The following is a 17,785-nucleotide window of genomic DNA, read 5'->3' as shown; positions in this document are numbered from 1 at the left end:
GCCCCCGCAAAACCCTCAACTGGCTCACCCCCAAAGAAAAACTCACCATGCTACTGTCCTAAATAGAGCATGTTGCGACCACCGCATGAATCCGCCAGCGTCTCGTGGCGGACGTCGGCGATCGCGGGCTGCTTCTTCTTCGCCAGCGCGGCATCGACGGCTTCCTTCACCTGGCCGGCGCTCACCCAGTCCGGCTGGCCGATCAGCATTCGCCAGTGCCAGGATTCCTTGGCCCGCGCGGTGAACACGGACGGATCCGGTGCCCACCACAGACCTTCGAGCGGACCGACCACGAAGTCCCGGCCGTCGCGCTTGCACGCGAACTTCACCGTGTAGGCCACCGAGTACAACGCCTCCACGGCGCGCGCGTACTCCGGTGACGTGTTGGGGTCGCCCGCACCGTCGATCGCGAGGAACTGCTGGGGCGGCACGTCCACCAGCGCCCACTCCCGATTCTTCGGTGCGTAAAGCTCTTTCAGTTCACGCTTCACGTCATAAGGCATCGAGCTCTCCTCGGTAGGCGGCGAGCCACTTCCGTTCGGCTTCGAGCTGGGTGAGCGAGTAGTCGAAGATGGCCTTGACGAACGGCGGCGCCGCCGTTCGGGCGGCGGCGCGGACGTCCGCGATCTTCTCGGCCAGCGCCTCCGCCCGCCGTGCCAGCGCCGCGTGCAGCAGCGCCGGTGGGATCGCCGGCTGGCTGGCCAGCCCGATGAGCACCGGCGGGGTCGTCGGCCGGAGCGTGGCGATGGCCGCCGCGGCGGCTTCCGCACAGGCGCGCACCCCGTCCGGGGTCGGGCCGAACACCTTGCGGGCCTTGCCGTGCGCCTGCTCGCCCGCCTCGGCGATCAGGCCGCGGTCGCGGAGTTTCGTGAGCAGGTAGTAGATCGAGCTGAACCCGATCTCGGTCCACTCCCGCATACCGCGCGCCGTGATCACCTCCTCCAGCTCGTAACCGTGACGTGGCTTCTCCACGAGCAGCCCGAGAAGAGTCAGCTCGGCCGGGGTCAGGTCCACCGTCCTATTCTAGCACTAGAATAGGACGGTAGCGGCCGATCCCTTCATGCCCCGGAGGTCACGGTGCTGACGCGCGCCCGTCGATTCCGGGGAGCTGGGAGGCCGGGTCGCGGTCCGCCGGAGACTCCGTCCCGCGTGGTCCCCGAAGGTCACCTTCGGGGCGTACGGGAGCAGCTATGGCCACCCGCGTCGATCCCGGGGGATATCCCGGTAGGCGCCGCCGGGTCGCGCGCGGCAAGCTGGTCGGTGTGAGCACGCAGGCAGCCGCATACGCACCGGGCGCGGTGCTGCGCAGGGTGCTGACCGAGCCCGCCAGGGGCCGCTTCTGGCGCGAGCTGGGCTGGCTGCTCTCCAGCACGCCGCTCTCGATCGTCTCCGCGGTGCTGGTGCTCGCCGGAACGGCCGTCGGCATGGCCACGTCGCCGCTGTTCATCGGCCTGCTCGTACTCGCGGGCGTTCTCCAGCTCGCCAGGGAGTTCGGCCGCGCGCACCGCGCGCTGGCCGGGCGGCTGCTCGGCGTCACCGCGACGGCGCCGCCGCGACGGCCGCTCGAACCGGGGCTGTGGAACTGGATCCGCGCGCGCGTCGGGGACGGGCCGGGGTGGCGGGCGTTCGCTTACCTCCTGCTGCGGCTGCCGGTCGCGCTCGTCGAACTGTTCTTCACCGGCTCGTTCCTGCTGTACGCGATCGCGGCGATCCTCTACCCGCTTCTGTGGCAGGCGATGGACGGCCAGGCCATGCCGGTGTTCGACATCCGCTCCGAGCACTGGGCGTCCTCACTGGGCTACGCCGCCACCGGGGTGCTGGTGCTGTTCGCGACGCCATGGCTCGTCCACGGCATCCTCGCCCTCGACCGGGTGCTGGTGCGCGCCCTGATCGGCCGGGCCACGCTCGCCGAGCAGCTCCGCGCGCTGTTCGGCGGCGCGGAACTGTCCGAACGGGTGCGCGACCTCGAGGTCAGCAGGGCTGTCGCGGTCGAGGACACCACGGTCAAGCTCCGCCGCATCGAACGCGACCTGCACGACGGCGCGCAGGCCCAGCTCGTCGCCGTGGCGATGAAGCTCGGCAGCGCCAAGGACGCGCTCGCGGAGTCCGATGTGGACCTCGATCAGCTCCGCGCGCTGGTCTCGTCGGCACACGCGGGTGCCAAGCACGCACTGGTCGAGCTGCGCGACCTGGCCAGGGGAATCCACCCGCCAGCGCTCGACGCGGGGCTCGGGGTCGCACTGTCCACTTTGGCCAGCAGCGCCGGTGGCGGGGTGGTGGTGGAGACCGAGATCGACCGGCGGCCACCGCCGTCGGTGGAGACCATCCTGTACTTCACCGCGGCCGAGCTGCTGACCAACGCCACCAAGCACGGCGGGCTACCGGCGCGAATCGCGGTGACCTCGCCGGACGGCCTGCTCCGCCTCACCGTGCACGACGAAGGGGACGGCGGTGCCGCGGTGGTCCCCGGCGGCGGGCTCGCCGGGCTGGCGGACCGGGTCCGCACCGTGGACGGCACACTGCGCATCGACAGCCCCGAGGGAGGGCCTACGGTGATCACGGTCGACATCCCGCTCCGGCGATAGACGAGAAGGAACAACCCATGCGCGTGGTCGTGGCCGAGGACTCCACCATCCTGCGGGAAGGGCTCGTCGAGCTGCTCACGTTGCGCGGACACGAGGTCGTCGATGCCGTGAAGGACGCCGAAGCGCTCCAGGCCGCCGTGCGCGGGCACCGTCCCGATGTGTCCATTGTGGATATCCGGATGCCGCCGACGCACACCGACGAGGGCCTTCGCGCGGCGATCGCGCTGCGGCAGGAGACGCCGGGGTGCGCGATCCTGCTGTTCTCCCAGTACGTCGAGACGAAGTACGCCGCGGACCTGCTCGCCGACCGGGCGGGCGGCGTCGGCTACCTGCTGAAGGACCGGGTCGCCGAGGTGTCGGACTTCCTCGACGCGCTGCGCAGGGTCGCCGGCGGCGAGACGGTGCTGGACCCCGAAGTGGTGAGCCAGCTGTTCGCCTCGACCCGCAAGACCGACGCGCTCGGCGCGCTGACCGCCCGCGAGCGCGAGGTGCTGGGCCTGATGGCGGAGGGCAGGTCGAACACGGCGATCGCGGGGGCCCTGTTCCTGTCCCCCGGCTCCGTCGAGAAGTACGTCACGAGCCTGTTCGGCAAGCTCGGCCTGCCGCCGTCGGAGGGCGACAACCGCAGGGTGCTCGCCGTGCTGCGCTACCTGGACTCGTGAGCATACGGTTGGGGCATGTACTCCACCGAGATCGAGGTCCGCACCGGCGGCGAGGCCGTGGTGCACGATCTCACGAAGGACGCCGAACGGTTCCTCACCGAGGCCGACGCCGAGGACGGGCTCCTGCACGTCTGGGTGCCGCACGCCACCTCCGGGCTGGCGGTGCTCGAGACCGGCGCGGGCAGCGACGACGACCTGCTCGCCGCGATCGACACGCTGCTGCCGAGGGACGGCCGCTGGCGGCACCAGCACGGCAGCGCGGGCCACGGGCGTGACCACGTGCTGCCCGCGCTGCTGCCGCCGTACGCGAGCGTGCCGGTGCTCGGCGGCGTGATGGCGCTCGGCACCTGGCAGTCGGTGTGCCTAGTGGACACCAACATCGACAACCCGGTGCGCCGGGTGCGGTTCAGCTTCCTCGCGGGCTGAACCCGGCCAGCACACCACGGTCAGCCCGGCGACCGCCATCGCGCCGAGGACCCACAGCGCGGTGGTCACGTCGGGTCCTTCCGCGGTGCCCTGCAGCAGGCTGCGCAGGCGATCGTGGTGAGGCGCATCCCCCGCGATGGCACCGTTTTCGTCCGGCGGGTGAGAAGCAGGAGCACGGCGCCCGTCGCGAGGCAGCCGACCCCGGCGAGCGCGCTGACCGCGAGCGGCGCGGTCCGTCCCGCGGCACTCGCCGGATCCGCCGTCCCGGTGCGAACGGTCGTGTGGAGCGTGGCGGAGATCGCCTGCCCCGCCCCGGTGAGCAGCTTGCCGGTCATGACGAACTCCTAGTCCATCACGTGTTGAATTAGGTTCACGGTAAGCCGCGCCGCCACGCAAGTCAACGTACGTTGAATTAAGGGCCGGGTACGGTCGTCGTCGTGACGACTCCCCATCGCCTCGTCCTGTGGGACATCGACCTGACCCTCGTCGACCTCCGCGGTCTCGGCGGCTCGCTCTACCGGAGCGCGCTCGCGAACGTCGCCGGGATCACGCTGCGCGAGATGCCGAAGTTCCCCGGCCGCACCGAGGTGGGCATTTCCACCGAACTGCTGCGCCTGCACGGCGTCGACCCGGCACCCGAGACGCTGCGGAAGCTCTGGGCCGAGCTGGTCCTGCTGTCCGAAAAGGAGCTGCCGACGCTCGCCGAACGGGGCAGCGCACTGCCCGGCGCCGCCACCACACTGTCCACAGTGGCCAGTCAGGACGGGGTGGTGCAGTCACTGGTCACCGGCAACCTGCCCGAGATCGCGCGCCACAAGCTGACCGCGTTCGGCCTCGACGAGCACATCGACTTCGCCATCGGCGGCTACGGCTCGCTGTCAGGGCACCGGCCCGATCTCGTGCGAGACGCGGTGCGCAAGGCGTCGGAGAAGCACAGCGCGCGCTTCGCACCCGAGGCCGTGGTGGTCGTCGGCGACACCCCGCTCGACATCCAAGCCGGGCTCGAACACGACGCGACCGCCATCGGCGTCCTCACCGGGCACCACACCGAGGACGAACTCCGGGACGCGGGCGCCCACGCCGTACTCGCGGACCTCTCGCACACCCCGGCCGTGCTGGAGGCGCTACTCGGCGCCCGGTGATCGAAGAGGAAGTTCCCGCAGCGGAACGGAAGTGGTGCGCTCGCGGAAGAACTTCCTCAGCAGCACGGCACCGGCGAGCACCGCGGAAATCAGGTACGCGTTGCCGACGAGCGCCTGCGCGAAGGTCCAGCCGTGTTCCCTGCCACCACCGCCGGGGACGACCGCCGTCGTCCATCCCGTGTAGACGGTCGCGACGGCAACGGCCTGCCACATCCGGCGGCGCGCGAGGAGGTAGGACAGCGCGGGTACGACCCACACCCAGTGGTGGGTCCACGAGATCGGGCTGACCAGCACCGAGCATCCCGCGGTCACCAGCAGAGCAGCTCGCTCGTCGCCGGCGCGGTACAGCCGCCGGACCAGGAACGCCGTCGCCGCGGCGCATACCGCGACGAAGAGCACGGTCAGCGGTGGCGCCCAGCCGTCCGGCACGGTCCTGGCCAGGAAGCCTTGCCACGACTGGTTTCCCACCCAGGACTTCCCCGCCGCGAAGTGGTCGTTGAACATGCCCGTGGTCAGGTACCGCACCGTGTCGCCGGGAAGCACGAGCAGGGCCAGCGCGCTCGCGGAGGCGAAGGTGGCCAGTGCGCGCAACGCGTCCGCGCGACGACCGGTGACCAGCAGGTGCACGATGAAGATCAGCGGGATCAGCTTGATCGCGGCGGCCAGCCCGATCGCGATCCCGCAGTACCGGGAACCCTTCAGCACCAGCACGTCGAGCACCACCAGTGCCATCAGGACCAGGTTGAGCTGGCCGAGCCCGACGCTTTGCCACACCGGCTGCAGGCAGCAGGCCCCGAGCAGCAGCACCGGCAGCGGCCGCGACGGGAATGCGCGCAGCACCAGGTAGACCGCGAGCGGCGCGGCCATCGCGAGCACACCCCACCACAGCTGCGGCGGCAGGGCCGTTCCCGCGGTGAACAGCAGCGCGGCGAACGGAGGGTAGGTGAACGGCAGGTCCGGCGTCCAATCCGGCAGCGCGGTCAGATGATCGTAGAGCGGCTCTCCGCGCAGGATCGCGCTCCCGGCGGCGCGGTACACGGCGGAATCCACGCCGAGCGGGCGGTCGAGCAGCCACCACGTCACCGCGACGGCGCCGAGGGCCGCGCAGACGGCCAGCACCAGCAGCAGGGACCGCCGGTGGGAGGTGGTGTTTTCCATAACCGGGAGACTCGCCGAAAAACGGGCACGGATCATCCGGCCACGGAGCCGTTCCGGCACGCTACCCCGGTACTACGCGGAACCGCGCGTGCTAGCGGGGTATCACCCGGCGCCCGGCACCACGAGCCCCGATTCGTACGCGGTCACCACGGCCTGTGCCCTGTCCCGGACGCCGAGTTTCGTCAGCACCCTGCTCACATGGGTCTTCGCGGTCTGCTCGGCGATCACCAGCGCCTCGGCGATCTCGGTGTTGGACAGACCGCCCGCGATCAGCCGCAGCACCTCGGTCTCCCTCGCGGTCAGCTCCGCCAGCCGCTTCCCGGCGTCGCCCAGCGGCGCGCGGGTCGCGAACTGCCCGATCAGCCTGCGCGTGACCGTCGGTGCGAACAGCGCGTTCCCCGCCGCGACCACTCTGACCGCGGTGACGAGGTCGTCCAGCGGCGCGTCCTTGAGCAGGAACCCGCTCGCGCCTGCCCGCAGCGCGCCGTAGACGTATTCGTCGATGTCGAACGTGGTCAGCATCAGGACCCGTGCCCCGCCGCCCGCGGCCAGGATCCGCCGTGCCGCCGCGAGACCGTCGAGTTCGGGCATCCGGACGTCCATCAGCACCACGTCCGGTACCTGCCGCGCGCACAGCTCGACCGCGGCCAGCCCGTTCTCGGCCTCACCGGCCACCCGCATGTCGGACTGCGCGTCGAGTACCGCGCGGAAGCTCTGCCGGACCATCATCTGGTCGTCCGCGACCACGATCGAGATCACGACGGGGCACTCTCCTTCTCCTCGAACGGCACGGTGACCTCGACGCGGAAGCCGCCTTCTTCGGTCGCATCGGCGACGAGCGTGCCGTCGAGCATCGCGACGCGTTCGCGCATCCCCAGCAGACCGTGCCCCTTTCCGCCGGGTTCGGCCGGGCCGGGTGGCTCACCGGGACCGTTGCGCACCGCCGCCCGGATCGAATCGCGCTCGATCCGCAGGCCGACTTCGATCGCCGCGCCCGGCGCGTGCCGGACCGCGTTGCTCAGCGCCTCCTGCACGATCCGGTACACCGAAAGCGCGACGCCTGCGGGCAATCCGTCGAACGACCCGTGCACGTCGAGGGTGCACGGGGTGCCGAGCGCCCGCACCCGGTCCACGAGTTCGACGACCTTCTCCGCGTCGGGCTGGGGGTCGGTCGGGCTGCTCTCCTCGGTGCGCAGGACGCCGAGCAGGCGCCGCAGTTCGGTCATGCCCTCGCGCGCCGTCTCGGTGAGTCCGGCGAACTCGGTGCGCACCTCGTCGGCGAGTCCTGGATAGCGGTACCGGGCGGAATCGGCGCGCAGCGCGAGCACCGACATGTGGTGCGCCACGACGTCGTGCAGTTCGCGCGCGATCCTGGCGCGCTCCTCCAGCACCGCCGCCCTGGTCTCCTCGGCCAGCCGCCCGCGTTGCTGCTCGATCCGGTCGTGCTCGGCGAGCCTGCGCTGCCGCCTGGTGTTGCCGAGCAGCAGCAGCGCCGTGACGACCGCGGCGAGCAGGAACAGATCGCGCCAGTCGCGGACGAAGAAGGCGAACTCGGTCAGCGACAGCAGCGCGACCCACACCAGCACGGGCTGCGCGTGCGCCGCGCCCACGACGGAGAAGACCAGCGCGGCGGTCAGCGCGAGTCCCGGCGACCAGGCCCAGCCCCAGAACCTGCCGAACCCCTGGTACCACGCCGGGGTGACCGCGAGCAGCACCACCAGCAGCCGCCAGGCCCACAGCGGCCAGCGGACGGCGAGCACCGCGGGCGCCACGGCCAGCACGCCGAGCACGATGGCGGGCAGCTTGACCTGCGACGCCGCCGACGTGGTCAGCACCGCGAGGAACCCGGCCCACAGGCCGACGCCCACGATCACGGCGCCCCTGATCCTGCGCAGAGCTGCCGACCGGGGCGGCACCTGCGGCCCCGCGGTGGCAACCACGGTGTAGCGCAACGCGTCCCACCATGTCCGCCATCCCATGGCGCACCACCCTACGGCGTCGCCCATGCCCTGGAGGACGCCGTGACGATGTGTGCGTGGCGATTCCGGTGAGGTGGATGGCGGAAGCGTGGAGCCGCCGGGGCTTGGTCCTCGAAGGACGCCTTCGGGGAATCTGACGCCACAATCTCGCCCCTCGCGGGGCGCGGCATGGTGATGCTGATGCCCCGAAGGGGGCCTTCGCGGCGTCTGATTCCCCGAAGGCTCCCTTCAGGGCGCATTCGGGGCATGCGTCCCGGAGCCGGAAGGCCGCGTCCGCGGCATTCACGTCGATGAAGGCCCCTGCAGGAGCGCGAGCGTGGGACCGAGAAAGAGGCGCGAGCTGCGAAAACCCCGGCACATGCCCTCAAGGACGCCTTCACCGCATCTAACACCACAATCTCGCCCCTCGCGGCGCGCGGCATGGTGATGCCGATGCCCCGAAGGGAGCCTTCGCCGCATCAGATTCCCTCAAGGACGCCTTCGGGGCATGCGTCCCGGAGCCGGAAGGCCGCGTCCGCGGCATTCACGTCGATGAAGGCCCCTGCAGGAGCGCGAGCGTGGGACCGAGAAAGAGGCGCGAGCTGCGAAAACCCCGGCACATGCCCTCAAGGACGCCTTCACCGCATCTAACGCCACAATCTCGCCCCTCGCGGCGCGCGGCATGGTGATGCCGATGCCCCGAAGGGGGCCTTCGCGGCATCAGATTCCCTCAAGGGCGCATTCGGGGCAGGCGCAGCGGACCTCAACCTTGACCTCTACAGGAACATCCTTCAGGGCGGGAGCGGGGCACGTGCGCGGGAGCGGAGAAGGATCGTGAGTGCCGCATCCACGGCCCTCACGATCCTGAAGGTGGCCGTCGGGGAATCCGACGCCACATTCCCGACCCTCGCGGGCGCGCGACCCAGGCTGCTCATGCCCCGAAGGGCGCCTTCGGGGCATCTACGTCACCCAAGGTCACCTTCAGCGCACACGCGAACCCCTGCCGGGCCGGCGCGAGTTCTTGCGATGGCGAAGGTCGAGGCGCTCAAGTCCCCGAAGGTCACCTTCGGGGTATCCGGAGCCCCGCTGGGACAAGCCGTCCGGGCCAGGGATGCCCGGTCAGCGCGAGGCCGGGGTGATCGTGGTGCGCTTCGAGGCCGGGACCGCGCGGTAGCTCTTCAGGATCTGCACGACCTGCTCGCGCGGCGTCTCGCCCTGGTAGCCCTGGTCGGTGTGCACCACCAGGACGACGGCGCCGTCGGAAGGATTGTCGGCCGGTTTGATCGCGACCACGCCGACCAGCCCCTTCGGCCCGAGGCAGGGGTCGCCGCCCGGCGCGGGGACGACGTCGGCCAGTGTCATGCTGCCTTCGCGGGACTTGCCGCCTCCGAAGTCCACCTCGACCGGCACTGGCGGCGCGACGGTGACCGTCGGCGGCGGGCCGCCCTTCGCGGTGAAGTCGTACTTCGCGACGAGTTCGGCGGTCTCGGCGGCCGCGCGCACGTAGTCGTGCTGCGCCACCGGTGTGACACCGCTGCCGCCGCGGGTGCGCGAGGCGTCCGACGGGCAGTAGCCCTTGCCGACGAAGGCGCTGGTGGCCAGGGAAAGACCGGGTCCGGCCGCGTCCTTTTCCCAGCCGTGCACGGTGCCGGGTTTCGGCTCCCACGACGGCGGCACGTCGTAGGCGTAGGCGCCCTTGCCACCCGCGACCGACTGCCAGCCCGGCACCGCGGGCGGGACGACGACCTGCGGCGGCGGGGTGTACGGCGTGCGGGTGGTGGTGGGCGTCGCCGCGCTGTCCTCGCTCGAACTCCTCGCCATGCGGGTGACGAAGAACCCGAGCCCGAGGCACAGCAGCACCACCACGAGCCCGATGATGGGCGCCTTCGACTTCGAAGGCCGTGGGCCCCGCGGATTCGCGTACGGAGACGAATACGGCCCGGGCGTCGCGTCGCCCCGAGCCGGCAGGTCCGGAGTCTGCCGAGGCTGAGCGGCCGGAGCGGGGCTCGACCCGTCGGCGGGCTGGTAGCCGCCGACGCCGTCGAGCGCCGCGTTGTCCTCGTAACCGCCCGGTTCCGAGCGGCGCCGCCCCCAGGCCATCTTCGCTACTTCCCGGCGAGCCCGGTCAGGTGCGCGACGACCTGGTCGACCGCGATCTCCTCGCGCTGGCCGCTGGCCCGGTCCTTGACCTCGACCACGCCGTTCGCCAGCCCGCGCCCGACGACGAGGATGGTCGGCACGCCGACCAGTTCGGCGTCGGCGAACTTGACGCCGGGGGTCGCCTTGCGGTCGTCCAGGATGACCTCGACCCCGGCCGCGTCCAGTTCGGCCGCGAGCTTCTCGGCACCAGCGGCGACCGCCTCGTCCTTGCCCGCGATGACCACGTGCACGCCGAACGGCGCCACCTCGCGCGGCCACACCAGGCCGATGTCGTCGCAGTACTGCTCGGCGATCACCGCGACCAGCCGGGAGATGCCGACACCGTAGGAGCCCATGGTGATCCGGACCGGCTTCGAGTCGGGGCCCAGCGCGTCCAGTTCGAACGCGTCGGCGTACTTGCGGCCGAGCTGGAAGATGTGCCCGATCTCGATACCGCGCGCGGCGACGAGCGTGCCATTGCCATCGGGCGAGGCGTCGCCTTCGCGGACCTCGGCGGCTTCGATCGTGCCGTCCGGGGTGAAGTCGCGGCCCGCGACGAGGTCGACGACGTGGTGGTCGGCCTTGTCCGCGCCGGTGACCCACGCGGTGCCGGTGACCACCCTCGGGTCGACGAGGTAGCGGACCCCGTTGTCCTGCAACGCCTTCGGGCCGATGTAGCCCTTGACGAGGAACGGGTTCGCGGCGAAGTCGGCCTCTTCGAGCAGCGCGACCTCGGCGGGCTCCAGCGACGCCTCGAGCCGCTTCAGGTCGACCTCGCGGTCGCCGGGGAGGCCGATGCCGAGCAGCTCCCAGTCCTTCGCGCCGGGCTGGCGGGTCTTCAGCAGCACGTTCTTGAGCGTGTCCGCCGCAGTGAACGTGCGGCCCAGCCCGGCGTTGTTGAGGAAGTCGACCAGCGTCTCGATGGTCGGCGTCGCGGGCGTGTGGTGCACCTGCGCGTCGGGCTTTCCGTCGACGGGCTGCGCGGGCGGCGCAGGCGTGGTGACCGCCTCGACGTTGGCCGCGTAGTCCGAATCGGTGCTGCGGACGTAGGTGTCCTCACCGGTGGACGCCACCGCGAGGAACTCCTCGGAAGCCGAACCGCCCATCGCGCCCGAAGTGGCGGCGACGATGACGTAGTCGAGGCCGAGCCGGTCGAAGATCTTGATGTAAGCCGCGCGGTGCAGCTGGTAGGACCGCTCGAGACCTTCGTCGTCGAGGTCGAACGAGTACGAGTCCTTCATGACGAACTCGCGGCCGCGCAGGATCCCCGCGCGGGGGCGCGCTTCGTCGCGGTACTTCGTCTGCACCTGGAACAGCAGGACGGGATAGTCCTTGTAGGAGCTGAACTCGCCCTTCACGGTGAGCGCGAACAGCTCTTCGTGGGTGGGGCCGAGCAGATAGTCCGCGCCCTTGCGGTCCTTGAGCCGGAACAGCGCGTCGCCGTACTCGGTCCAGCGGCCGGTGGTCTCATAGGGCTCGCGGGGCAGCAGCGCGGGGAACTGGATCTCCTGCGCGCCGATGGCGGCCATCTCCTCGCGCACCACGCGTTCGATGTTGCGCAACACCTTCAGCCCGAGCGGCAGCCAGGAAAACCCGCCCGGCGCCACCCTGCGGACGTAGCCGGCGCGCACGAGGAGCCGATGGCTCGGCACTTCGGCGTCCGCCGGGTCCTCGCGAAGGGTGCGAAGGAACAGCGACGACATCCTGGTGATCACGTTGGGCACTCCTCGATAGCCGTTTCCGGAAGGGTAGTCAACCCCCCGCCCCCGGCTTCAACCGGTTATCGGGTTCTGTCGGTACCGGCCCATAAGGTGCCGTGCATGACTCTCGAACTGGGCATGATCACCATCGACTGCGCCGACCCGCAGGGCCTTGCCGCGTTCTGGGCGGACGCGCTGGGCACCGAAATCGCACAGGACTACGGGGAATTCCTGTTCCTCGCCCCCGCCAAGCCCGACGGACCCGCGCTCGGCTTCCAGCGCGTGCCGGAACCCCGCGCCGGCAAGAACCGCCTGCACCTGGACTTCGGCTCCGGCGACCGCGCCGGCGAGGTCCAGCGGCTGGTCGCGCTCGGCGCGGCGGAGAAGGGCGAGCACGAGGCGCCCGGCCTCGCGTGGACGGTGCTGGCCGATCCGGAGGGCAACGAGTTCTGCGTGGCCACCCAGTCGGCACCGCCCGGCTCGTGACGAAGTGCCCGCGACCCGCTGAGTCCTGAGTCCACTGAGTCCATTGAATCCACTGTGGACTCAGTGGATTTAGCGGGGCAGTAGCGCGGCCAGCTCGCGCGCGGCCTCCCGCAGCACCGGCACGAACGCCTGCAGCTCTCCCACCGTCATCCGGTAGGCGGGCGCGGGCGTGGACACCGAGGCGATGCGATCCCGTCCGGCCCGGTGACCGGCACCCCGACCGCCCTGATCCCCGGCTCGTGCTCCTCGTCGGCGATGGCGAAGCCCCGCTCGCGCACCCGGCCGATCTCGGCCGCGAACGCGGCGCGGCCGGTGATGGTGCCCGGCGTCCGCTACGCCGACCGGCACAGCGTCCGGACGCTGATCTTCTACTCGGTGCTGGCCTGGGGCGTCCTGGCCACCGCGCAGGGCCTGCTCAGCTCGGCGACCGCGCTGATCGTGGTGCGGTTCCTGCTCGGCGCGGCCGAGGCCGCCGCGCTGGTCGTGCTGCTCGCACGCTGGTTCACGAAGGCGGAACGCGGACGCGCCATCGAGGCGACGTCGTGGCGCGGCATGTTCATCATCGAAGGCATTCCCGCGGTGATCTGGGCCTTCGTCTTGGGATCTGCCCGCTTCTCGTCGCGCAGGTGGCAATCCGGTCGTCGAAGCGCTGCGGACCCCGAAGGTCCTGCTCCTGGCCGCGCAGTACCTGCTGTGGAGCGTCGGCGTCTGCGGCTTCGCGTTCTGGCTGCCGTCGATCGTGAAGGCGGGCTCGTCGTCGGGCATCGGCGCCACGGGCCTGCTTTCTACCGTGCCGTGCGTGCTCGCGATGGTCTGCAACTCGCGACGCTGGGATCGGCGCGGCACCCGCCGTCCGTTCGTGTGGCCGTCGTTGCTGCTCGGCGCGCTCGCGTTCTACGGTTCGTACCTGATCGGCGACGACGCGTTCTGGTTGTCGTTCCCGCTGCTCGTGGTGGCCGCGATCGGGCTGTACGGGCCCGTTCTTCGCGATGATCCCCGAACTGCTGCCGAGGCGGACCGCGGGGGGGCGCCGTCGCGATCGTCAACGCGGCGGGCGGGCTCGGCGGCCTCGTTCCTGATGCTCGCGCTCACCATGGCCGGCGGCGCGCTGCTCCTACTACCGATGAGGAAACCATGACCCGAGTGCTGCTCCCCTGGTCCGATCTCACCGTGCCGCCCAGCCTCGACGCCACGGTCTACGACGGGATCGCGGCCCCGCCCGACGACCTCGGCGACATCGAGCTGTACGTGCTGCCCTACGACCGCGGCATCGCGCCGATCGAGCTGATCGGCGCGATGCCGTCGCTGCGCGCGGTGCAGTCGTTGAGCACGGGCGTCGACAACGTCCACCCGCTCGTGCCCGCGGGCGTGCAGCTTGCCAACGGGCGGGGCCTGCACGACCTGAGCGTCGCCGAGCACGCGCTGGCGCTGATCCTCGCCGCGCAGCGCGACCTGCCACGCTGGATCCGGCAGCAGAACCGCGGGACTTGGGAACGCGCGCACACCGCTTCGCTCGCGGACAGCCGCGTGCTGCTCGTCGGCCACGGCTCGATCGGCAAGGCCATCGAACGCTATCTGCTGGCGGGGGAAGCCGAGGTCGTCCGGGTGGCGCGAACGGCACGCGACGGAGTGCACGGCATCGACGAGCTGCCCGCGCTGCTGCCCGCCGCGGACATCGTCGTGCTGATCGTGCCCGGCGGCGAGGGCACGCGCGGCCTGCTCGGCGCCGTGGAGCTGGCCGCGCTGCCCGACGGCGCGCTCGTGGTCAACGTCGGCAGGGGCACCGCCATCGACACGGACGCGCTCGTCGCCGAGGTCGGCACGGGCCGCCTGCGCGCGGCACTCGACGTCGTCGACCCCGAGCCGCTGCCGCCGGAGCATCCACTGTGGACGGAGCGGACCGTGCTGATCACCCCGCACATCGCCGGCGGCTCGGCGTCGTTCCACCCGCGCGCGAAACGCCTGGTGGAAACCCAGCTCGCCCGATTCGCCGCCGGAGAGCCCCTGCTCAACGTCGTGGACTAGCGGGCGAGCTCCATGCCCTGAAGGGTGCTCCGGCGGGGGTCGAAGTGGGGCAGTTCCCTTCACGCCCCGAAGGCGTCCTTCAGGGCGTGAAGGGAACTGCCCGGTCAGCGCCAGCCGGTGCGGTGCTTGAGCCAGGCGGTGGTGACGGCGGCGAGGCGTTGCTGGTCCACCCGAACCCCGCTCGTCGCGGGCGGCTCCGGCAGCCGCGAAACCCGCTCGTAGTGTCCGGCCAGCGCGACGCCGTAGGCGGTCACCGCCCACGCGGGAACCCCGGCCAGCACCGGCCGCCGTTTCAGCAACCTGTCCACCCCGGCGGGTTCGTGCCCGGCGGCGAGCATGTACGGCACGAGCGAGACGAGATCGAGCCACGCCGCGCCCCTGGCCGGGTACCGCCAGTTCACCACCTGCACCCGGCCGGGACCGCCGACCACCAGGTTTCCCGGGCGGAGATCGTTGTGCAGCAAGGTATCGCCCGCCGCCCACGGGTGCCACGAGGATTCCAGCGCGAGCAGCGACTCCAGGTTGCGGACCGCCCAGTCGCCGAGGTCGTCCGGCAGGTCCGCGCTCAGCTCGCTCCAGCCGCGCAGGAGCGGGCCGAGGTCTTCGAGCGCGTCCGGCGCGCCCGGCACCGGGCACGGGGTGAGCGTCCGCGACAGCGCGCCGAGCGCGGTCAGCACCCCGGACAGCTCCGGCGAACCCGGTCTCAGCCGCGGGCTCGTGCCCTCGATGTCGGAGAACACCAGCGCGAGCCATTCTCCGTCCACTGTGGACATGAGACGGGGCACCGGCGCGTTTTCGGGCAGGAAGGACATCACGTCGGCCTCCGCGCGGTAGCCGCCGACACGGGGATTGTCTGCCGGGAGCGCCTTCACGAACACCCGGTTGCCGCCTTCGAGGACGAGCCTCGCGGCGAGCCCGCCGTCGAACTCGGGCGTCTGCCGCAACGACCGCACGACCTTCGCGCCGATATTCCGCTCGACCGCCGCGCGCACCGGCAGCGGCAGGTCCTGCCAGCTCGCGTGCGCCACCCCCGCGGCTTTCCCCGCCGCCACCATGCTGCTCCCCCGGTAACCGTGCACCACCCGTGACGATCCACACTACCCAACCCGCACGGGTGACGGCGGCCGCTGGTTACCCTGCAGGGGTGCTCGTGCTCCTGCCTCCCTCCGAAACCAAGGCCGACGGCGGCGACGGCCCGCCGCTCGACCTCGACGCCCTGTCCTACCCGGAACTGGGGCCGACCAGGCGCAAGGTGGCCGAGGCGCTGACCGACCTCGCCGCGGACGTGCCCGCGAGCCTGGCCGCGCTCGGCATCTCCGAGCGCCAGTCCGACGAGGTCGCCAGGAACGCCGTGCTGTGGACGTCGCCGACCATGCCCGCGCTGCGCCGCTACACCGGCGTGCTCTACGACGCGCTCGACGTCAAGGGCTTCACCCGGGCGACACTGGCCAAGGCGCAGCACCGGCTCGCCGTCGCGTCCGCGCTGTTCGGGATCGTCTCGGCGACCGACCGGATCCCCGCCTACCGGCTCTCCGGCGGCACCACGCTGCCGTCGCTCGGCACGCTCCGCGGCGTCTGGAAGCCCGCGCTCGAACCCGTGCTGACCGGCGTCGAAGGTCTCGTCGTCGACCTGCGCTCCGGCTCCTATTCGGCGCTGGCGAAGACCGGCCCGAACTCGGTGACCGTCCGCGTCGTCACCGAGGACGAGCAGGGCAACCGCACCACGGTGAGCCACTTCAACAAGGCCTACAAGGGCAAGCTCGCCGCCGCACTGGTCGCGGCACGAACCGAACCGTCTACTGTGGACAAACTGGTCACGGTGATCTCCAAGGCGGGCATGACGGTCGAGCGCGACGGCGACCGCGAACTCGTGCTGCTCACGGGCTGAGCCGGGGAACGCGCGCCAGTTCGGCGATCTTCTCGGTGACCCCCGCGAGCCTCCGTTCGACGATATGCGCGCTCGCGCGGCAGATCGGCCTCCCGGTAGCCGTTCGGCGCTCGCCGCGGGTGGATCAGGCCCTGCTGTCGGCACGGATGATCGAGCCGGTGAGATAGCTCGCCTCGGGACGTGCCGCGGTGACGATCCACCAGGCGATTTCGTCCGGTGTGGAACACCGGGGCGAGGAAGTTGGTGGCGAGCTGCTCTTCGGCGACGGTCCGTTCGATGGCGGCGGGCGCGTCCGGCGCGGCGACGTCGGCCACGAACGCGCGAATGCGCGGGGTGCCTTCCGCGGTCTCCGCCAGGCGTCCGGCGGTGCGGCCGACGACGAGCACCTCGGCGCCCTCCGCCGCGAACCGCCTCGCCGTGGCGCGGCCGATCCCGGTGCCGCCCGCGGTGATGAGCACGGCCTTGGTGGTTGTCTCTTCCATGGCGGGGAAAGCCAAACCCTGACCCCGGTGTCAAGGTCAAGTTCACCAGGTCACAGCAAGATAGATCCGTACCCATACGGGCTCGCTCCCGGATTGCTAGCGCCCCCGCCCGCGCCGGAAGGTGACTTTCCAGCCACTGGAAAGGAACCGCTGTGAAGAGAACTCAACGGGTACTGGGGTTGTTCGCCGTCGGGCTGGCCGCCCTTTCCGCTCCGCTGCTCAGCATCACGGCCGAGGCGGCCGAAGCGCCGAACACGACCGCCGTGGCCCCCACCGGCGACGCGCACATCCCCCCGCTCATGCGCACGCAGTTCTACCACGGGCAGGACAGCTCGGTTAAGGAATTCCCGTTCATCATCGGGGGTCTGCGCGAAGGCGGCCCCCGCCCGCAGGGCCAGACGTGCACCGGTTCCGTGGTCGCGCCGCGCAAGATCCTGATCGCCGCGCACTGCAAGGCGGCCGAGGGCACGAAAACCTTCCTGTACGGACTCGACGACCTGAACGCGGGCGGGGGCACGCGCGTCGGTGTCGTCAGCTACGAGACCCACCCGAAGTACGTGAACTTCGACCAGGGCTACGACGTCGCGGTGGTCACGACCGACGCGGACATCCCGGTGCCGAGCGGCCAGTTCGCCAAGGTCGCCACCTCCGCGGACACCGATCTGAACAAGCCGGGCAAGAACGGGGTCGGCGTCGGCTACGGCAAGAAGGACTTCAACGACGACTCGAAGGACGTCACTGTCGACAAGGCGACCCTGCCGATCCGCGAGGGCTCGAACTGCCAGGGCGTCGGCGCGGGCTTCCAGGACGCGACGATGATCTGCGCCGGCTACGCCAACGGCGACCCGACCATCCTGCCCGGCGACAGCGGCGGCCCGCTCATCGTGGACGGCAAGGTCGTCGGCGTCGCGTCGTGGAGCCGCAGCGACTTCAAGTGGTACAGCGTCTACGGCCGCCTCAACAACGACATGGGCGACTGGGTCAAGGAAAAGATCGGGGACGTCAACACCGACACCTTCTCCCTCGGCATGTCCCCGGGTTCGGTGAAGGTCGATCCCGGCAAGTACATCTCGACCACCGTCACCAGCAAGGCGGGCAAGAACGGCGCCGAAAAGGTCGACCTCACCGCCACGG

Annotated in this window: 20 protein-coding genes and 1 pseudogene; 9 read left to right on the top strand and 12 right to left on the bottom strand. The window is 71.0% G+C overall.

Features of this window, described 5'->3' with window-relative positions; translation table 11 throughout:
• Positions 1-50: 50 nt before the first annotated feature.
• Entirely contained in the window at positions 51-503 is a 453-nt protein-coding gene (locus ABD256_RS43065) for a GyrI-like domain-containing protein (RefSeq protein WP_344432009.1), read from the bottom strand.
• Positions 493-1,014 (bottom strand): PadR family transcriptional regulator, encoded by a 522-nt coding sequence (locus ABD256_RS43060; protein ID WP_344432007.1) that lies wholly within the window; start codon positions 1,012-1,014, stop codon positions 493-495. Before ABD256_RS43060 ends, ABD256_RS43065 begins: the two co-directional genes overlap by 11 nt.
• A gap of 248 nt (positions 1,015-1,262) precedes the next feature.
• Here ABD256_RS43060 and ABD256_RS43055 point away from each other — a divergent pair, with 248 nt between their 5' ends.
• From ABD256_RS43055 to ABD256_RS43045, 3 genes are read left to right on the top strand one after another with little or no spacing between them, the layout of a single operon-like run.
• Positions 1,263-2,585, top strand: coding sequence for a sensor histidine kinase (locus tag ABD256_RS43055; protein WP_344432005.1), 1,323 nt, complete (start codon positions 1,263-1,265; stop codon positions 2,583-2,585).
• 17 nt (positions 2,586-2,602) lie between these two features.
• A complete protein-coding gene (locus ABD256_RS43050; protein ID WP_344432003.1) occupies positions 2,603-3,247 on the top strand; it encodes a response regulator transcription factor in 645 nt (214 codons plus the stop codon).
• 15 nt (positions 3,248-3,262) lie between these two features.
• The gene (locus ABD256_RS43045) at positions 3,263-3,673 is read left to right on the top strand and encodes a YjbQ family protein (RefSeq protein WP_344432001.1); all 411 of its coding nucleotides are present in this window, start codon (positions 3,263-3,265) and stop codon (positions 3,671-3,673) included.
• A gap of 65 nt (positions 3,674-3,738) precedes the next feature.
• Here ABD256_RS43045 and ABD256_RS43040 read toward each other — a convergent pair whose 3' ends face one another.
• Complete coding sequence (locus ABD256_RS43040; protein WP_344431999.1) at positions 3,739-4,008, bottom strand: hypothetical protein; 270 nt, start codon at positions 4,006-4,008, stop codon at positions 3,739-3,741.
• 102 nt (positions 4,009-4,110) lie between these two features.
• Here ABD256_RS43040 and ABD256_RS43035 point away from each other — a divergent pair, with 102 nt between their 5' ends.
• Positions 4,111-4,815: an HAD family hydrolase gene (locus tag ABD256_RS43035; RefSeq protein WP_344431997.1), complete on the top strand. Its 705-nt coding sequence runs from the start codon at positions 4,111-4,113 to the stop codon at positions 4,813-4,815.
• Here the strand turns inward: ABD256_RS43035 and ABD256_RS43030 are convergent.
• The 5 genes from ABD256_RS43030 to ABD256_RS43010 form a co-directional block, all read right to left on the bottom strand.
• Entirely contained in the window at positions 4,798-5,973 is a 1,176-nt protein-coding gene (locus tag ABD256_RS43030; RefSeq protein ID WP_344431995.1) for a glycosyltransferase 87 family protein, read from the bottom strand. The two genes, ABD256_RS43035 and ABD256_RS43030, sit on opposite strands and share 18 nt — an antisense overlap.
• 102 nt (positions 5,974-6,075) lie before the next feature.
• Positions 6,076-6,732 carry a response regulator gene (locus ABD256_RS43025; RefSeq protein WP_344431993.1) on the bottom strand — a complete coding sequence of 219 codons (657 nt, stop codon included), beginning with the start codon at positions 6,730-6,732 and terminating at the stop codon, positions 6,076-6,078.
• Positions 6,729-7,952: a sensor histidine kinase gene (locus tag ABD256_RS43020; RefSeq protein ID WP_344431992.1), complete on the bottom strand. Its 1,224-nt coding sequence runs from the start codon at positions 7,950-7,952 to the stop codon at positions 6,729-6,731. The genes ABD256_RS43025 and ABD256_RS43020 overlap by 4 nt, the downstream gene beginning before the upstream one ends.
• Positions 7,953-9,050: 1,098 nt before the next feature.
• Entirely contained in the window at positions 9,051-10,031 is a 981-nt protein-coding gene (locus ABD256_RS43015; RefSeq protein ID WP_344431990.1) for a DUF8017 domain-containing protein, read from the bottom strand.
• Positions 10,032-10,036: 5 nt separating this feature from the next.
• On the bottom strand, positions 10,037-11,785 hold the full coding sequence (locus ABD256_RS43010) for a proline--tRNA ligase (RefSeq protein WP_344431988.1): 1,749 nt from the start codon (positions 11,783-11,785) through the stop codon (positions 10,037-10,039).
• 105 nt (positions 11,786-11,890) lie between these two features.
• Here ABD256_RS43010 and ABD256_RS43005 point away from each other — a divergent pair, with 105 nt between their 5' ends.
• Positions 11,891-12,256 (top strand): VOC family protein, encoded by a 366-nt coding sequence (locus tag ABD256_RS43005; RefSeq protein WP_344431986.1) that lies wholly within the window; start codon positions 11,891-11,893, stop codon positions 12,254-12,256.
• Positions 12,257-12,402: 146 nt separating this feature from the next.
• Here the strand turns inward: ABD256_RS43005 and ABD256_RS43000 are convergent, their stop codons facing one another.
• Together ABD256_RS43000 and ABD256_RS42995 are read right to left on the bottom strand one after the other, a co-directional pair.
• Positions 12,403-12,534, bottom strand: a complete 132-nt coding sequence (locus ABD256_RS43000; protein ID WP_344431984.1) for a hypothetical protein — start codon at positions 12,532-12,534, stop codon at positions 12,403-12,405.
• 90 nt (positions 12,535-12,624) lie between these two features.
• On the bottom strand, positions 12,625-12,810 hold the full coding sequence (locus tag ABD256_RS42995; RefSeq protein WP_344431982.1) for a hypothetical protein: 186 nt from the start codon (positions 12,808-12,810) through the stop codon (positions 12,625-12,627).
• A 245-nt stretch (positions 12,811-13,055) separates the two neighbouring features.
• On the opposite strand from ABD256_RS42995, the gene ABD256_RS42990 reads away from it, so the two are divergent.
• Together ABD256_RS42990 and ABD256_RS42985 are read left to right on the top strand one after the other, a co-directional pair.
• A complete protein-coding gene (locus tag ABD256_RS42990; RefSeq protein ID WP_344431980.1) occupies positions 13,056-13,394 on the top strand; it encodes a hypothetical protein in 339 nt (112 codons plus the stop codon).
• Entirely contained in the window at positions 13,391-14,281 is an 891-nt protein-coding gene (locus ABD256_RS42985; RefSeq protein ID WP_344431978.1) for a 2-hydroxyacid dehydrogenase, read from the top strand. The genes ABD256_RS42990 and ABD256_RS42985 overlap by 4 nt, the downstream gene beginning before the upstream one ends.
• A 104-nt stretch (positions 14,282-14,385) precedes the next feature.
• Here ABD256_RS42985 and ABD256_RS42980 read toward each other — a convergent pair whose 3' ends face one another.
• Complete coding sequence (locus ABD256_RS42980) at positions 14,386-15,360, bottom strand: phosphotransferase (RefSeq protein ID WP_344431976.1); 975 nt, start codon at positions 15,358-15,360, stop codon at positions 14,386-14,388.
• A gap of 65 nt (positions 15,361-15,425) precedes the next feature.
• Here ABD256_RS42980 and yaaA point away from each other — a divergent pair, with 65 nt between their 5' ends.
• Positions 15,426-16,169, top strand: a complete 744-nt coding sequence (gene yaaA / locus ABD256_RS42975) for a peroxide stress protein YaaA (protein ID WP_344431974.1) — start codon at positions 15,426-15,428, stop codon at positions 16,167-16,169.
• Between the two features lie 272 nt (positions 16,170-16,441).
• On the opposite strand, the pseudogene ABD256_RS42970 reads toward yaaA, so the two are convergent.
• Positions 16,442-16,651, bottom strand: a pseudogene (locus tag ABD256_RS42970) (SDR family NAD(P)-dependent oxidoreductase); the annotation flags it as partial.
• A 152-nt stretch (positions 16,652-16,803) separates the two neighbouring features.
• Here ABD256_RS42970 and ABD256_RS42965 point away from each other — a divergent pair.
• Positions 16,804-17,785: S1 family peptidase (locus tag ABD256_RS42965; RefSeq protein WP_344431972.1), on the top strand; the 982-nt coding region annotated here is incomplete at its 3' end.

It is taken from the genome of Amycolatopsis minnesotensis (genome assembly GCF_039529815.1).
Taxonomy (GTDB): domain Bacteria; phylum Actinomycetota; class Actinomycetes; order Mycobacteriales; family Pseudonocardiaceae; genus Amycolatopsis; species Amycolatopsis minnesotensis.
The sequence above is the reverse complement of the archived record's forward strand: the minus strand, read 5'-3'. Positions and strand labels throughout refer to the sequence as shown.

Excerpts from the sequence above, each read along its gene's own strand:
- ABD256_RS43065 (WP_344432009.1), bottom strand. The coding sequence starts at position 503 with ATGCCTTATGACGTGAAGCGTGAACTGAAAGAGCTTTACGCACCGAAG.
- ABD256_RS43050 (WP_344432003.1), top strand. The coding sequence starts at position 2,603 with ATGCGCGTGGTCGTGGCCGAGGACTCCACCATCCTGCGGGAAGGGCTC.
- ABD256_RS43045 (WP_344432001.1), top strand. The coding sequence starts at position 3,263 with ATGTACTCCACCGAGATCGAGGTCCGCACCGGCGGCGAGGCCGTGGTG.
- ABD256_RS43040 (WP_344431999.1), bottom strand. The coding sequence starts at position 4,008 with ATGACCGGCAAGCTGCTCACCGGGGCGGGGCAGGCGATCTCCGCCACG.
- ABD256_RS43030 (WP_344431995.1), bottom strand. The coding sequence starts at position 5,973 with ATGGAAAACACCACCTCCCACCGGCGGTCCCTGCTGCTGGTGCTGGCC.
- ABD256_RS43020 (WP_344431992.1), bottom strand. The coding sequence starts at position 7,952 with ATGGGATGGCGGACATGGTGGGACGCGTTGCGCTACACCGTGGTTGCC.
- ABD256_RS43015 (WP_344431990.1), bottom strand. The coding sequence starts at position 10,031 with ATGGCCTGGGGGCGGCGCCGCTCGGAACCGGGCGGTTACGAGGACAAC.
- ABD256_RS43005 (WP_344431986.1), top strand. The coding sequence starts at position 11,891 with ATGACTCTCGAACTGGGCATGATCACCATCGACTGCGCCGACCCGCAG.
- ABD256_RS42995 (WP_344431982.1), bottom strand. The coding sequence starts at position 12,810 with ATGCCGCGCCACGACGTCGCCTCGATGGCGCGTCCGCGTTCCGCCTTC.
- ABD256_RS42985 (WP_344431978.1), top strand. The coding sequence starts at position 13,391 with ATGACCCGAGTGCTGCTCCCCTGGTCCGATCTCACCGTGCCGCCCAGC.